At 62.3% G+C, this 15,367-nt stretch carries 15 protein-coding genes; 6 read left to right on the top strand and 9 right to left on the bottom strand.

Annotated features, from left to right (window positions below):
* Positions 1–9: 9 nt before the first annotated feature.
* From R6G97_RS07755 to R6G97_RS07745, 3 genes are all read right to left on the bottom strand, one after another.
* Positions 10–1,107 (bottom strand): amino acid ABC transporter permease, encoded by a 1,098-nt coding sequence (locus R6G97_RS07755; protein ID WP_070576229.1) that lies wholly within the window; start codon positions 1,105–1,107, stop codon positions 10–12.
* A 10-nt stretch (positions 1,108–1,117) separates the two neighbouring features.
* Positions 1,118–2,296 (bottom strand): amino acid ABC transporter permease, encoded by a 1,179-nt coding sequence (locus R6G97_RS07750; RefSeq protein WP_090346849.1) that lies wholly within the window; start codon positions 2,294–2,296, stop codon positions 1,118–1,120.
* Between the two features lie 65 nt (positions 2,297–2,361).
* Complete coding sequence (locus R6G97_RS07745) at positions 2,362–3,390, bottom strand: amino acid ABC transporter substrate-binding protein (protein WP_043207439.1); 1,029 nt, start codon at positions 3,388–3,390, stop codon at positions 2,362–2,364.
* Between the two features lie 337 nt (positions 3,391–3,727).
* On the opposite strand from R6G97_RS07745, the gene R6G97_RS07740 reads away from it, so the two are divergent.
* The 5 genes from R6G97_RS07740 to R6G97_RS07720 all read left to right on the top strand — a co-directional run bounded on the left by R6G97_RS07740 (position 3,728) and on the right by R6G97_RS07720 (position 8,955).
* Positions 3,728–4,384 (top strand): alpha/beta hydrolase, encoded by a 657-nt coding sequence (locus tag R6G97_RS07740; RefSeq protein ID WP_043207438.1) that lies wholly within the window; start codon positions 3,728–3,730, stop codon positions 4,382–4,384.
* A 102-nt stretch (positions 4,385–4,486) separates the two neighbouring features.
* Positions 4,487–5,926: an ATP-dependent RNA helicase RhlB gene (gene rhlB, locus R6G97_RS07735; protein WP_043207436.1), complete on the top strand. Its 1,440-nt coding sequence runs from the start codon at positions 4,487–4,489 to the stop codon at positions 5,924–5,926.
* 237 nt (positions 5,927–6,163) lie between these two features.
* Positions 6,164–7,114, top strand: coding sequence for an ornithine cyclodeaminase family protein (locus tag R6G97_RS07730; protein WP_043207434.1), 951 nt, complete (start codon positions 6,164–6,166; stop codon positions 7,112–7,114).
* Positions 7,115–7,124: 10 nt separating this feature from the next.
* The gene (locus R6G97_RS07725) at positions 7,125–8,255 is read left to right on the top strand and encodes an NAD(P)/FAD-dependent oxidoreductase (RefSeq protein ID WP_090346844.1); all 1,131 of its coding nucleotides are present in this window, start codon (positions 7,125–7,127) and stop codon (positions 8,253–8,255) included.
* A gap of 73 nt (positions 8,256–8,328) precedes the next feature.
* A complete protein-coding gene (locus R6G97_RS07720; RefSeq protein WP_182942318.1) occupies positions 8,329–8,955 on the top strand; it encodes a helix-turn-helix transcriptional regulator in 627 nt (208 codons plus the stop codon).
* A gap of 80 nt (positions 8,956–9,035) precedes the next feature.
* Here the strand turns inward: R6G97_RS07720 and R6G97_RS07715 are convergent, their stop codons facing one another.
* The 6 genes from R6G97_RS07715 to R6G97_RS07690 form a co-directional block, all read right to left on the bottom strand.
* Positions 9,036–9,812 (bottom strand): ABC transporter substrate-binding protein, encoded by a 777-nt coding sequence (locus R6G97_RS07715; protein WP_090346842.1) that lies wholly within the window; start codon positions 9,810–9,812, stop codon positions 9,036–9,038.
* A gap of 187 nt (positions 9,813–9,999) precedes the next feature.
* The gene (gene moaE, locus R6G97_RS07710) at positions 10,000–10,446 is read right to left on the bottom strand and encodes a molybdopterin synthase catalytic subunit MoaE (RefSeq protein WP_043207430.1); all 447 of its coding nucleotides are present in this window, start codon (positions 10,444–10,446) and stop codon (positions 10,000–10,002) included.
* Between the two features lie 2 nt (positions 10,447–10,448).
* Positions 10,449–10,694: a MoaD/ThiS family protein gene (locus tag R6G97_RS07705; protein ID WP_182943271.1), complete on the bottom strand. Its 246-nt coding sequence runs from the start codon at positions 10,692–10,694 to the stop codon at positions 10,449–10,451.
* Positions 10,694–11,164 carry a cyclic pyranopterin monophosphate synthase MoaC gene (gene moaC, locus R6G97_RS07700; protein WP_043207428.1) on the bottom strand — a complete coding sequence of 157 codons (471 nt, stop codon included), beginning with the start codon at positions 11,162–11,164 and terminating at the stop codon, positions 10,694–10,696. The genes R6G97_RS07705 and moaC overlap by 1 nt, the downstream gene beginning before the upstream one ends.
* A gap of 165 nt (positions 11,165–11,329) precedes the next feature.
* Positions 11,330–12,724, bottom strand: coding sequence for a PhoH family protein (locus R6G97_RS07695; RefSeq protein WP_043207427.1), 1,395 nt, complete (start codon positions 12,722–12,724; stop codon positions 11,330–11,332).
* A gap of 272 nt (positions 12,725–12,996) precedes the next feature.
* On the bottom strand, positions 12,997–14,112 hold the full coding sequence (locus R6G97_RS07690) for a polysaccharide deacetylase family protein (protein WP_182942316.1): 1,116 nt from the start codon (positions 14,110–14,112) through the stop codon (positions 12,997–12,999).
* Between the two features lie 137 nt (positions 14,113–14,249).
* Between R6G97_RS07690 and yaaA the strand changes: the two genes are divergently transcribed.
* Complete coding sequence (yaaA, locus tag R6G97_RS07685) at positions 14,250–15,029, top strand: peroxide stress protein YaaA (protein ID WP_317847970.1); 780 nt, start codon at positions 14,250–14,252, stop codon at positions 15,027–15,029.
* The last annotated feature ends 338 nt before the right edge of the window (positions 15,030–15,367 follow it).

Below are 15,367 nucleotides of genomic sequence, written 5' to 3'. Positions count from 1 at the left end.
TCGAGACTCCTAACGCTTGTGGCCAGTGTCCAGCTTGCGCTCCAGGTGCATGGAGTAGCGGGACATACCGAAACAGAAAATCCAGAACACCAAGGCGGCGAACACATAGCCCTCGGTCGCCATGCCCAGCCAGGTCGGGTCGGCCGCAGCCTGCTTGACGCTGTTGAGCAGATCGAACAGGCCGATGATGATCACCAGGCTCGTGTCCTTGAACAGGGCAATGAAGGTGTTGACGATGCCGGGGATCACCAGCTTGAGCGCCTGAGGCAGGATCACCAGCCCCATCGACCGCCAGTAGCCCAGGCCCATGGCCGCAGCCGCCTCGTACTGGCCCTTGGGGATGGCCTGCAACCCACCGCGGACCACCTCGGCGATATAGGCCGACTGGAACAGGATCACCCCGATCATCGCCCGCAGCAGCTTGTCGAAGCTCATACCCTCAGGCAGGAACAACGGCAACATCACCGAGGACATGAACAGCACAGTGATCAGTGGCACGCCACGCCAGAACTCGATGAAGGTCACGCAGACCACCTTCACCGCCGGCATGTTGGAACGCCGTCCCAGCGCCAGCAGGATGCCCAGGGGCAAGGCACCGACGATGCCGACGGTGGCGATCACCAAGGTCAGCATCAGGCCGCCCCACTGGCTGGTCGGCACCGTGCTCAGCCCCAGATAGCCACCGTGCAGCAAGGTGTAGGCGATGATCGGGTACAGCACCAGAAAGCCCAAGCCATAGGCCACCTTGCGCGGGAAACGCTTGATGAACAACGGCGCGGCGCCCAGCACGGCGAGCCAGACAGTCAGGTCGACCCGCCAGCGCAACTCCACCGGGTAGTAGCCGTACATGAACTGGCCGAAGCGTTGCTGGATGAACACCCAGCAGGCGCCTTCCTTGGTGCAATCGGCACGGGTGGTGCCGACCCAGTTGGCATCGATGAACGCCCATTGCACCAAAGGCGGCACGATCAGCCACACCAGGTACAGGGCGAACAGCGTCAACAGGGTGTTCAGCCAGCTGGAGAACAGGTTCGCACGCATCCATGCGAGCACGCCGACGGTCTTGACCGGTGGCGGCATGTCAGGTTTGAAAACATGGGCAGTCACTGGCGTATCCTCACCGCTCGATCAGCGCGATGCGCTTGTTGTACCAGTTCATCAGCAGCGAAATGCTGATGCTGATGGCCAGATAGACACTCATGGTGATGGCGATCACCTCGATGGCCTGACCGGTCTGATTGAGCACGGTACCGGCGAACAGCGAGACCATTTCCGGGTAGCCGATGCCGGCCGCCAGGGACGAGTTCTTCGCCAGGTTCAGGTACTGGCTGGTCAGCGGCGGCACGATCACTCGCAATGCCTGGGGGATGATCACCTTGCGCAGGGTCGGCCCCTCGCGCAGGCCAAGAGAGCGCGCAGCCTCGGTCTGGCCATGGCTGACCGAACGGATGCCCGAACGCACGATCTCGGCGATGAACGCTGCGGTATAGATGGTCAGCGCCAAGGTCAGGGCCAGCAGCTCAGGGATCAGCACCCAGCCACCGACGAAGTTGAAGCCCTTGAGCTGCGGCACTTCCCAGCTCAACGGATTGCCGAACAGCAGCACGCACACGCCTGGGATGCCAACTAACATGAGCAGCCCCACCCAGAACTTGTGGAACGGCTCGCCGGTTTCATCGAAGCGTTTGTTGGCAAGACGCACCATCAGCGCGATGGCGACGATCGCCAGCACCACGGCGCCCACGAATGGCCAGAAGCCCTCGGCCATGGAGGCACCGGGCATGTTCACGCCACGGTTGCTGATGAAGAAAGTGTCCTGCAGGTTGATGCTGCCCCGCGGCCCCGGTAGCGTCAGGAACACCGCGAAGTACCAGAACAGGATTTGCAACAACGGCGGAATGTTGCGGAACGTCTCGACATAGACTGTTGCCAGCTTGTTGATCATCCAGTTCGGCGACAGCCGCGCCACACCGATGATGAAGCCCAACAGCGTTGCCAGGATGATGCCGATGAAGGTAACCAGCAGGGTGTTGAGCAGGCCGATGAGAAACACCCGGGCGTAGCTGTCCGACTCCACGTAGGGAATCAGGTGCTGGGCGATGCCGAAGCCTGCGCTGCGCTCGAGAAAGTCGAAACCCGAGGTGATGCCCCGGTGTTGCAAGTTGGTTTGCGTGTTGTGGAACAGGTACCAGCCCAGGCCGACCACGAAGACCACCGTGACGATCTGGAACAGCCACGCGCGCACACGTGGATCGCTCAGGGAAAACCCCTTCTGCGCGCCAATTTGATTTTGCATGTAATGCCCCGAAAGGATGGGATCGAACAACCTGCGGCGGCGCGGTGCCGCCGCAGGTGCAACCATCAGCGCACTGGTGGCGCGTACTGGATGCCGCCGTTGTTCCACAGGGCGTTCATGCCACGATCGATCTTCAGGTCAGTGCTCTGGCCCAGGTTCTTCTCGAACACTTCGCCATAGTTACCCACCTGCTTGACGATCTGCACCACCCAGTCCTTGGGCAGCTTCAGGTCCTTGCCGTACTCGCCGTCGGCACCGAGCAGGCGAGCGACGTCGGGGTTCTTGGTGGACTTGGCCTCGGCCTCGACATTCTTCGAGGTGATGCCTGCCTCTTCGGCGTTGAGCATGGCGAAGAGGGTCCACTTGACGATGCTGAACCACTCCTCGTCCCCTTTGCGCACGACCGGGCCCAGAGGTTCCTTGGAGATGGTTTCCGGCAGTACTACATACTCGCTTGGCGCCGCCAGCTTGGAGCGCTGGGCGAACAGCTGCGATTTGTCGGAGGTCAGCACATCGCAACGACCGGATTCCAGCGACTTGGCGCTTTCATCGGAAGTGTCGAAGGTGATCGGGGTGTACTTCAGGCCGTTGGCACGGAAGAAGTCAGAGACGTTCAACTCAGTGGTGGTACCGGCCTGGATGCAGATGGTCGCGCCATCGAGCTCCTTGGCACTGGAGACGCCCAGCTTTTTGTTGACCAGGAAACCGACGCCGTCGTAGTAAGTCACGCCGGCGAATACCAGGCCCATCCCGGCATCACGCGAACTGGTCCAGGTGGTATTGCGCGACAGGACATCGACTTCACCCGATTGCAGCGCAGTGAAGCGTTCTTTGGCGTTGAGCTGGCTGAACTTGACCTTGGTCGCGTCGCCGAAGACGGCGGCGGCCACGGCGCGGCACACATCGGCATCGATACCGACGATCTTGCCGGTGCTGTCCGGTACCGAGAAGCCCGGCAGGCCGTCACTCACGCCACACTGGACGAAGCCCTTCTTCTTTACCGCATCTAGCGTAGCGCCAGCGTGGGCGAAGCTGGTGGCGCCCAGCGCAGCGGCAGCGGTCAGGACTGCCAGGGTGGTTTTCAACATCTTCATTCACAACCTCCAATCGCTCTTGTTGTATCGAGCCGGAATTGCACCGCACCCTTATGAGGCGCATCCGACCCCTTGTTGGCTTGTTATCGGGTCAATTGGCGCAATGGGCCGTTCTGGTGACAGCCTTCTATCCGCACGAGGGGTGTTACCGTCTCCGGCCATCCCCTCGCATCGGTTGATTCATAGCAAAGGGCGTACCACAGTCTCGGGCTCAAGCGTTTAAGGGGTCGTCAAGCAGGAAAAGTTGTAGAGTTGCGACATCTTCTTGTGGCATTACCCATGCACGCCTTTATTTCATGCACTCGATCAGGCGCGTGCGCACACTTTCGGAGCAGTCATGACCAACCCGTTGATCCTCGAACCCCAGAACACCGCAGACGCCTGTGTTATCTGGTTGCACGGCCTGGGGGCCGACCGTTACGACTTCCTACCGGTGGCCGAAGCGTTGCAGGAACACCTGCTCAGCACCCGCTTCGTTATGCCCCAGGCGCCGACACGCGCGGTAACGATTAACGGCGGCTACGCCATGCCCAGCTGGTACGACATCAAGGCCATGACGCCTGCGCGCGCTATCGACGAAGCGCAGCTGGAAGCGTCCGCCGATCAGGTGGTGGCGTTGATCGAAGCCGAGCGAGCCAAGGGCATCGACCTGACGCGCATCTTCCTGGCGGGGTTCTCCCAGGGTGGCGCGGTGGTGCTGCACACGGCCTATATAAAGTGGCAGGAGGCCCTGGGCGGTGTACTGGCGTTGTCCACCTACGCGCCCACTTTCAATGAAAACCATCAGCTGAGCGCCTGCCAGCAGCGCACTCCGGCCCTCTGCCTGCACGGCGTGCACGACCCGGTGGTGATCCCGTCCATGGGCCGCACGGCCTATGAGCACCTCAAGCAGTGGGGCGTCGAAGTGGCCTGGGAGGAATACCCGATGGAACACGAAGTAGTGCCCCAGGAAATCAACGATATCTACAACTGGCTGGTGCGCCACCTGCGCTAGCGGTGCAATCTGCTGTAGTTGTAGGCGCACCGCACTACGCCCTGCCCGGTTCTTGCATTACACTGCCGGGCGTACATTCCTTAACCAGTTGACGAGACGATCGTGCTCAAGGCACTCAAGAAAATTTTCGCCAAGGGCGACGCCGCACCCCAGGCCAACGTGCCTGCCGCCGGCGTTATGACGCCCCCACCTGCACCTGCGGTCGAACCGCCGGCGCCCCCAGCCTCGCCGGTCAATACGCCCGAGGCCACGTCCCCCACTCGCGACGACAAGCCCGCCAAGGACAAGCCACGTCGCGAACGCAAACCCAAGCCCCAGGCCAGCCTGTGGAAGCCGGAAGACTTCGTGGTCGAGCCCCAGGAGGGCAAGACCCGCTTCCATGACTTCAAGCTTTCCAACGAACTGATGCATGCCATCCATGACCTGGGCTTCCCGTACTGCACGCCGATCCAGGCCCAGGTGCTGGGTCATACCCTGCGCGGCAAGGACGCCATCGGCCGGGCCCAGACCGGCACCGGCAAGACCGCCGCGTTCCTGATCTCAATCATTTCCCAGCTGCAGCAGGTACCGCCGCCCAAGGAACGCTACATGGGCGAGCCGCGCGCGCTGATCATCGCGCCGACCCGCGAGCTGGTGGTGCAGATCGCCAAGGACGCCATGGCCCTGACCAAGTACAGCGGCCTGAACGTCATGACGTTCGTCGGCGGCATGGACTTCGACAAGCAGCTCAAGGCCCTGGAAGCGCGTCACTGCGACATCCTCGTAGCCACGCCAGGCCGCCTGCTGGACTTCCACCAGCGCGGCGAAGTGCATCTGGACATGGTCGAGGTGCTGGTGCTCGATGAAGCCGACCGCATGCTCGACATGGGTTTCATCCCCCAGGTCCGGCAGATCATCCGCCAGACCCCGCCCAAGAGCGAGCGTCAGACCCTGCTGTTTTCCGCCACCTTCACCGATGACGTGATGAACCTGGCCAAGCAGTGGACCACCAACCCGGCCATCGTCGAGATCGAGCCGGAGAACGTGGCCAGCGAAACGGTCGAACAGCACGTCTATGCAGTGGCCAGCAGCGACAAGTACAAGCTGCTGTACAACCTGGTCACGCAGAACAAGTGGGAACGGGTGATGGTCTTCGCCAACCGCAAGGATGAAGTGCGCCGCATCGAAGAGCGCCTGGTGCGTGACGGCATCAACGCCGCCCAGTTGTCGGGCGACGTGCCGCAGCACAAGCGCATCCGCACCCTGGAGAACTTCCGCGAAGGTCGCATCGCGGTGCTGGTGGCCACCGACGTGGCCGGCCGTGGCATTCACATCGACGGCATCAGCCACGTGATCAACTTCACCCTGCCGGAAGACCCGGACGACTACGTACACCGCATCGGCCGTACCGGCCGTGCCGGGACCAGCGGCGTATCGATCAGCTTCGCCGGCGAGGACGATGCCTACCAGCTTCCGGCTATCGAAGAGCTGCTGGGGCGCAAGATCAAGTGCGAGATGCCACCGGACGAACTGCTGAAGTCGATACCGCGAAAGCATCACTGAGCCGTGTACCTTGGGGCACCTTTTGCCCCTTCCCGAGCGGTCCGGCGCCCCGGCAAGACCGCTCCCACAGGCCCTGCTCCGAGCCGCAGGGCCTGTTCTGCGGGCCAAGCCCCACCCCTGCTTTCTCTACCCCTCCCTTTCTGGCGCCGAATTGCGCCGCAACCTTTTTGCGCCTGCGATATTGTCCAAATAAACAAAAAGTCCATAATGGAAAAAATAGTTTATCTGGAGCTTCGTATGACCGCGCCCCTCGTCGTCGATCAACAACACGCCCGCCAATTGCTCGCCCAGGTGGATGTCCCGCACATCCTGCGCAACCTGTTCCGTGACCTGGCCCGTGGCCAGGCGGTACAGCCGCCCCAACAACTGGTGGAGTTTCCGGCTGGCCGGGGCGACTTCATCAACTATGGCGGCGTGTTGGCCACGGAGCGGGTCTATGGGGTAAAAACCTCGCCCTACATCGTCCGTGACCAAGGCCCCCTGGTCACCGCCTGGACCCTGCTGATGTCCATGGACAGCGGTCAACCTCTGATGCTCTGCGACGCCGGCGAACTGACCACCGCCCGCACCGCCGCTACCACTGCCGTGGCCATCGACGCGCTGGCCCCAGGCCATGCCCGCCGCCTGACGGTGATCGGCAGCGGCCCGATCGCCCGCGCTCACCTGCACTATGTGCGCGGCCTGCGCGACTGGCAGGACATTCGCCTGTATTCCCCCAGCCTGGGCCAACAGAGCGCAGGGCAACGCGAACACCTGGCCGGCCTCGACAGCCGCCTGCAATTGATGGAAAACCTCGAGCAGGCCCTGGATGATGCCGACGTGATCATGCTCTGCACTTCCTCGGCCGTGCCAGTCATCGACCCACGCACGCTGAGCAAACCTGCGCTGATCACCTCGATCAGCACCAATGCCGTACGCGCCCATGAAATCCCGCCAGCCTGCCTGGCCGAGATGGATGTCTACTGCGATTACCGGGTAACCACCCCCGCAAGCGCAGGCGAAATGCGCATCGCCGCCGAGCAGTTGGGGTGGCAGGCAGACGCGATCGTCGGCGACCTGCCGCAACTGCTCAGTGGCGACGCCGCCGCGCCGGCCTACCAGCGCCATGCCTTCTTCCGCTCCATCGGACTGGGCCTGGAGGACATTGCCCTGGCCAATGCCCTGTATCAGCTGCTGCGCGAAGCCTGAGGAGAACAGCATGCAGACTGCCGACTACATCATCGTCGGCGCCGGTATCGCCGGCGCCTCCACCGGCTACTGGCTCGCCGCCCATGGCCGCGTGCTAGTGCTCGAGCGCGAATCCCAGCCTGGCTATCACTCCACCGGCCGTTCGGCGGCGCTCTACACCGCCGCCTACGGCACGCCACAGGTACGCGCCCTGACCCTCGCCAGCCGTGCTTTTTTCGATCATCCGCCCAGTGGTTTCGCCGAGCATCCTCTGCTCACCCCGCGCGGTGAGATGACCGTGGACTTCAACGGCGATCCGGCCGAACTGCAACGCCAGTACCTCAGCGCCAAGGCCTGCGTGCCCGAATTCGAGCTGCTCGATGCCGACCAGGCCTGCGCCCGCCTGCCGGTGCTGTGTCGGGACAAAGTCCATGGCGCCCTCTACGACCCGAGCGCCAGCGACATCGACACCGATGCCCTGCACCAAGGCTACCTGCGCGGCATTCGCCGGCAACAGGGCGAAGTGCGCAGCGATTGCGAGGTGCAACGGGTGGAGCGTGACGCCCAAGGGCTGTGGCAGGTGCATACCAACCAGGGCAGTTTCAGCGCCCCCGTGCTGATCAACGCCGCGGGCGCCTGGGCGGACCACATCGGGGTACTGGCCGGCGCTCGTCCCCTCGGCCTGCAACCCAAGCGCCGCGCTGCCTTCATCTTCGCCGCCCCCGAGGGCGTCGACTGCCACCACTGGCCGATGCTGGTCAGCCTTGATGAATCCTTCTACATGAAGCCGGATGCCGGCATGCTCCTGGGCTCTCCCGCCAATGCCGACCCGGTGGAGCCGCACGATGTACAACCCGAAGAGCTCGACATCGCCTTAGGCATCTATCAGATCGAGGAAGTCACCACCCTGCGCATCCGCCGTCCTACCCGCACCTGGGCCGGGCTGCGCAGTTTCGTTGCTGACGGCGACCTGGTCGCCGGCTTCGACCCGCAGGTGCCTGGGCTGTTCTGGGTCGCGGGCCAAGGCGGCTACGGCATCCAGACCTCACCCGCCATGGGCCAGGCCAGCGCCGCCCTGGTGCGTGGCGAGGCGCTGCCGGATCACCTGCATGGCTTTGGCCTGACGGCCGCCATGCTATCCCCGGCACGCCTGTCGGGATGACGCGCCGCCGCGATTGCGGCACACTCGCAGCGCCCTCGCCGCAGGGCGCTGACACAGCCTGGAGCCTGCCTCAATGCCATCCCCTCGCCCTGACCCGGCCCTGGAAAACTACCGGGCCATCGCCGATGCCATCGCCACCCTGTTCTTCCCCCACGCCGAAGTGGTGCTGCACGACCTGCGCACCCAGAAGATCGACTACATCGCCAACAACCTGTCCAAACGCGAGATCGGCGACGATGCGGCCCTGGAAGACATGCTCGAGCACGGTACCGATGAAACCAACATCGGCCCCTACGAAAAACTCAACTGGGACGGGCAGAAGATCCGCTCGTTGAGCACCGTGTTGCGCGATGCCGCAGGCACACCCCTGGCCATGCTGTGCATCAATCTGAATATCTCGCTGTTCGAGAACGCCAAGGCGGCGCTGGATCTATTCCTTTCACCCAGCCGATTGATTCCCCAACCCGACGCGCTGTTTCGCGATGACTGGCAGGAACGTATCAACACCTTCCTCAACGGCTGGCTGCGCCAGCGTCAGTTGAGCCTTAACCTGCTGACCCGCGATCACAAGCGCGAGCTGGTCCTGGCCCTGCATGCCGAGGGTGCCTTCAAGGGCAAGAGTGCGGCCAACTACGTGGCCAACGTGCTGGGAATGGGACGGGCGACGGTGTACAAGCACTTGAAGGAACTCAAGGCCTGAGCGCTGCAGAGGTCCCTTGACGATTGCCGGGGCTGCGCAGCGGTCGGAAAAGGGGCGCAAGGCGCCCCCAGCGCAGTGTTTCAGTCGCCGTAGATATCCGATTTGAAGTACTTGGCCTGGATCTTCTGGTATTCGCCGTTGGCACGAATGGCATCGATGGCGCTATTGAGCTGGCTCACCAGTTCGGTGTTGCCTTTGCGCACCGCGATGCCGGCACCTTCACCGACGTACTTGGGGTCCTTCAGCTCCGGCCCTACGAAGGCAAAGTCGGCGCCACGAGGCATCGACAGGAAGTCCTCCAGGGGAATGGTATCGGCAAAAATGGCATCCACACGCCCGGACGCCAGGTCCATGTAGATCTCTTCGTTGTTGCTGTAGCGGTTGACCTTCACACCCATGGGCTCGAGCACTTCGGTGGCGTAGCGGTCGGTGGTGGTGGCACGCTGCACGCCGATGGTCTTGCCTTTGAGGCTCTGGTACTGGTCATCGACCACCGCCCCCTTCTTCATCACCAGGCGCGATGACGTGAAGTAGTACTTGTGGGTGAAGTCCACCGATTGCTTGCGCTCTTTGGTAATGGTCATCGACGACAGGGCCGCATCGATCTTCCTGACCTTCAACGAGGGGATCAGCCCGTCGAACTCGACCTCGTTCCAGACACATTTGACCTTCATCTGCGCGCACAGGGCATTGCCGATCTCGTAATCGAAGCCCACGATTTCGCCCTTGTCGTTTTTCGAGGCAAACGGCGGGTAGGCGGCCTCGATACCGATGCGCAGGACGTTCTCGGCAGCGTACAGGTTGCTACCGGCCAACAGGCCCAGGGCCAGACCGCTGATCAGGATGAGCTTTTTCATGGGGGGATCTCTCTCGCTCGTTATTGGAGGTGTGGTGCAAGACAGAGGAAAGGTGACAGGCGCAAGGCTGCCTGGAATCATTTTGTACTTATGATTCCATACTGGACTTTTTTGTATAGAAACTCAACTACCAACCACAACGTGCGGCAAGGGCAGACGCATCCGGCCCGCCCGTGCCCCGCCAGGTTCACCAGCGACCGGCGGCATCCTGGTCGCTTTGCCGACCTTCGACCCAACGCGGCCCATCCTGGGTGTTCTCTTTCTTCCAGAACGGCGCCCGGGTCTTGAGGTAGTCCATGATGAAATTGCAGGCATCGAACGCCGCCTGACGGTGAGCGCTGGCCACGCCGACAAAGACGATCGGTTCGCCCGGCTCCAGCGCGCCGATGCGGTGCAGCACCTCGACCTTGAGCAGTGGCCAGCGCTGCTCGGCCTCGACGACGATCTTGGCCAGAGCTTTCTCGGTCATGCCTGGGTAATGCTCGAGGAACATCCCCGCCACTTCACGGCCATCGTTGAAATCCCGCACATAGCCAACGAACCCTACCACTGCGCCCACGCCGACGTTGGCCGCGTGCATCGCATTGACCTCAAGGCCTGGATCGAAGGCCTGCTCCTGTACTCGAACGCCCATGCTCAACCTCCCGTGACCGGCGGGAAGAACGCCACTTCGTCGCCCTCCTCCACCGGCTCGGCCAGCTTGCTCAGATCCTGATTGCGTGCGCACATCAAGTTCTGCTCGGCCAGCACCTCGTATTGCCCGCCCTTGGCCACCAAGGCCTGGCGCACGTCGTCCAGGGTCGCGAAGGCACCTTCGAGCGGCTCGCCATCGACCCCTAGCAATTCACGATAACGGGCGAAATACACCACCTGAACCTTCATCACGCCTCCACCTGGTAATGGCCGCTCTTGCCGCCGAGCTTCTCCAGCAGGCGCACTTGCTCGATCACCATGCCTTTGTCGACGGCCTTGCACATGTCATAGATCGTCAGCGCCGCAACGCTGGCGGCAGTCAGCGCTTCCATTTCCACACCGGTCTGCCCGGCCAGCTTGCAACGGGCGACGATGCGCACCGCATCAGAACCTTCGGCGTTGAGCTCGACCTTGACGCTGGTGAGCATCAGCGGGTGGCACAGCGGGATCAGGTCGCTGGTCTTCTTCGCCGCCTGGATCCCGGCGATGCGCGCCACGGCGAACACATCGCCCTTGGGATGCTCGCCGTCGACGATCATCTGCAACGTCTGCGGCAACATGCGCACCCGCGCTTCGGCCACCGCCTCACGCGCGGTCACGGCCTTTTCGGTGACGTCGACCATGTTGGCGCGCCCCTGGGAATCGAGATGAGTCAGCACTGCATTGCTCCTGTGAAGGGAACAAAGAGTGTAAACCCGCAGGTCAGCTTTGAGCAGTGGTTGTGTCGCGGGCAGGCCAAATCCCGCTGGCCGCCATGGGAGCGGGTTAATCGGCGTAGAGGACATCGCAGAAGCCGGGCGGCGAACCGCCCGGCAGACTGGGGTTTACAGGTGGGACTCGGCGTACTCGGCCAGCACCGAGCGTGGCACGCCCTGCAAGGTGATATGAACGCCGTGAGGGAAGTCCTTGAAGCGTTCGGTGAGATAAGTCAGCCCGGAGCTGGTGGCCGACAGGTAAGGGGTATCGATCTGCGCCAGGTTACCCAGGCACACCACCTTGGACCCTGCCCCGGCACGGGTGATGATGGTCTTCATCTGGTGCGGGGTGAGGTTCTGGCACTCGTCGATCAGGATCAGGCTCTGCTGAAAGCTGCGCCCACGGATGTAGTTCAGCGACTTGAACTGCAACGGGACCCGCTCGAGGATGTACTCGACGCTACCGTGGGTACTCTCGTCATCCATGTGCAGGGCTTCGAGGTTGTCGGTGATGGCGCCCAGCCAAGGCTCCATCTTCTCGGCCTCGGTCCCCGGCAGGAAGCCGATCTCCTGGTCCAGCCCCTGCACGCTGCGGGTGGCGATGATGCGCCGGTAGCGCTTGCTGACCATGGTCTGCTCGATGGCGGCGGCAAGCGCCAGGATGGTCTTGCCGGAGCCGGCGGCGCCGGTCAGGTTGACCAGGTGGATATCTGGGTCGAGCAAGGCGAACAACGCCAGGCTCTGATGGATGTCGCGGGGTTTCAGCCCCCAGGCTTCCTGGTGCAGCAACGGCTCCTGGTGCAGGTCGAGCAGCAGCAGTTCGTCTTCACGGATGCCTTTGATCCAGCCGACGAAGCCTTGTTCGTCGATGATGAACTCATTGACGTGCACTGCCGGCAGGTTGTCGGTCAGTTGTACCCGATGCCAGGTGCGACCACGCTCCTGCCGGGTTTCGACCTTGCTGACGCGATCCCAGAACGAGCCGGTCACCGAGTGGTAGCCCTTGGACAGCAAGGAGACGTCATCGACCAACTGGTCGGTGCTGTAGTCCTCCGCGGCGATGCCGCAGGCACGCGCCTTCAGGCGCATGTTGATGTCCTTGGTCACCAGCACCACGTCCAGATCGCAGCGGCGGGCACGCAACTCCAGGAGTTGGTTGATGATGATGTTGTCGTTGAGGGTTTCGGGCAGCAGCCGGTTTGGCTCGTTGCGTGGGCTCATCAGGATCGACAGGAACCCTTTGGGCCCGCTCTTGCCACGCTGGATCGGCACGCCCTGCTCGACGTCGCTGGGCGAGGCATCGCCAAGGGTCTGGTCGATGAGGCGGATGGCCTGGCGGCATTCGGCGGCGATGGTGTGTTTGCCGGTCTTGAGCTTGTCGAGTTCCTCCAGCACCGTCATCGGAATGGCGACATGGTGCTCCTCGAAGTTGAGCAAAGCGTTTGGATCGTGGATCAGGACATTGGTATCGAGCACATACAGGATTGGCTGGGTGGAGGAAGAATTGCGTCCTTGGTCATCCATACTCGGTCACCTTATGTGAAAGCCACACGACGCGTAATGCTGCGCCGCAGAGTGACCGCCGTTCTCCCCGTATCCGCGTCGTTACGGGCGGGGAGCGCACCTGGCAAGGAGGGCCTGGATGACGCCACCTGTGCTGCAGGATTCGGCTGTCTGGTACCTACATACCGCATTAATGATGACCAAAAAAAGTCTTTTTACGTTCCTTTGAACTTTATTTTTCCGATTGACGTTCAGGACTTGGCTTGAGCCGTGAGCGGGACTAGAGTCAAAGATCAAGCCCCATCACGCTGCCCATAATCCCGGCAATCTTCCCAGCCGATTCCACTCTGCGCCGTGTTGCGCAACAGCCAATCCAGCGCCGTTTGCGCCTTGGGCAGGTTGTCGTGGAACTGGATCACCCCTTTGCGCCACAACAGCATCAAGGTCAGCACCCGATGTGCCGAGGCCTCGGCGCTGAGCGCACTGTCATCCTGGGCGTCGATCTCCCACAGCGAAACCTGAAGCCTCTGGCTGGCCATGAATGCCTCGCCATCGGCACGACGCTGCCCGTACGGCGGGCGGAACAACGGCACATACTGCGCCGGCAGGTCGGACTGGACCCGGGCCTGGGCCCGGCGCAGCGAATCCTGCCAGTCCAGCCATTGGGCATGGGAGCGGTACTCCCAGCCCTGGATGCCCACGCATTGCCCGGTATAGAGCGCCCCCACAGGGGCGCGCTGCTGCAAGCGGTTACCGAGCACGAAGAACAGGCCGCCGAGCTTCTGCCGGCGCAGATAATCGGCCAGCTCGTCGGTGGCACCGCCCGCGGGAGTGGGGCCACCGACGAATGTCAGCAGGAACACCCGGTCGTTGAGTTCATCGCCTGTGCGCTCGCTGTCCGACAGGCGCTCGACCTCGCTGCTGGTCTGAGGGAACAACGCCGCCTTGCGCAGTTGTTCATCCAGGTAACGGGTGTGGAATGCCCGGCTGGGCTCGAGCCAGCCGGTATAGAACTCGCCCACGCCGGAGGTGAAAGTGGCGGCCAGGGTCCGCAGTTCGGCCATGGACTCCAGCGGATAGCAGAAGGAAGCATCCTGCTCGCAACTGCGCTGGGCCTGTTGATAGTTTTCCCATAGCCGCTGCCACATGCGCGCGCGCACCGCACGTATCACCGCCAGGTTGATCTGGCGCAGTTGCAGGCGCGCCGCCAGAGCCGGCTCGTCGAGCATTTCACTCTCCTGCAGCACCTGGGCGAACGACAGGATTTCGGCCCGCGAAGCGACATCGAACAACGCCGGGCTGTCCAGTTGTTCAGGCCACAGCGTGCGGTCCAGGGTGGCCTGGGGCGAAGGGGCAGCCTGGGCGGCAAGGCTCAGCAGGCCGGCCAGCAGGACGAAGGCAATACGCACGAATCAAGCTCTCCGCAGCAACATGACACGCACTATAACGTGGCGTTGGGCGATGGTCCGTGACTATCGTCGCGATAATTTGGTCTTGCCGGCCCCAGCCCGTAGAATCCGCCTCGACGATTCCAGGAGCCGACCCGATGCTGACGGTGATTTCCCCCGCCAAGACTCTCGACTACGACACCCCGCCGGTGACCCAGCGGTTCACCCTACCCCAGTACCTGGACGACTCCCAGGTGTTGATCACCCAACTGCGCGAATTCACACCCGCACAAATCAGTGAACTGATGCACCTTTCCGACAAGCTCGCCGGCCTCAACGCCGCCCGCTTCGGCAGCTGGACCCCGGATTTCACCCCGGCCAACGCCAAGCAGGCGCTGCTGGCGTTCAAGGGTGACGTGTACACAGGCCTGGACGCCGAAAGCCTCGGCGAGGACGACTTCAGCTACGCCCAGGACCACCTGCGCATGCTGTCGGGCCTTTACGGCCTGCTGCGCCCGCTGGATCTGATGCAGCCCTACCGCCTGGAAATGGGCACCAAGCTGGCCAACGTCCGCGGCAAAGACCTCTATGCCTTCTGGGGCACGCGCATCAGTGAATGGCTGAATCAGGCCCTGGCCGATCAAGGCGATGACATCCTGCTGAACCTGGCCAGCAACGAGTACTTCAGCGCGGTCAAGCGCAGCGCCCTGAAGGCACGGGTGATCAATGTCGACTTCAAAGACTGGAAGAACGGGCAGTACAAAATCATCAGCTTCTACGCCAAGAAAGCCCGCGGAATGATGAGCCGCTTCGTGATCCAGGAGCGCATCAACGACCCCGAACAGCTCAAGCGCTTCGATGTGCAGGGCTATTACTACAGTGCCGAACAGTCCAAGCCAGACCACCTGGTGTTCCTGCGCGACCACCCTGGCGAGTAAGACCTTCAGGTCCTGCGCATTAACAGTGGGAGCAACAGTCTTGCGTTGCTTGCACCGGCCTCTTCGCGGGTAAACCCGCGAAGAGGACACCCCTGAACAAGACAGCTGCTGCTACTGGTCGTCTCACCGCATCCGACAGCCCTGCAATGGGGCAGGCTTCAAATGGCTATCTCGTCATAATTTCGACGTCAAAAAAACCACTGCCCAGCCGTTATTGCAAAACGCCATAAGACCGTTCGTAGTTTTTTGACGAATTTTGAAAAAAATTTTCGCATGCTGGCATATAACCATCCCACGTCGTTTTCGCCCTTTATATATAGGGGTGAAACTGATACGTG

Source organism: Pseudomonas sp. HTZ2 (genome assembly GCF_033173945.1).
Taxonomy (GTDB): Bacteria; Pseudomonadota; Gammaproteobacteria; order Pseudomonadales; family Pseudomonadaceae; genus Aquipseudomonas; species Aquipseudomonas guariconensis.
This window is presented reverse-complemented; position numbering and strand designations above follow the sequence as displayed.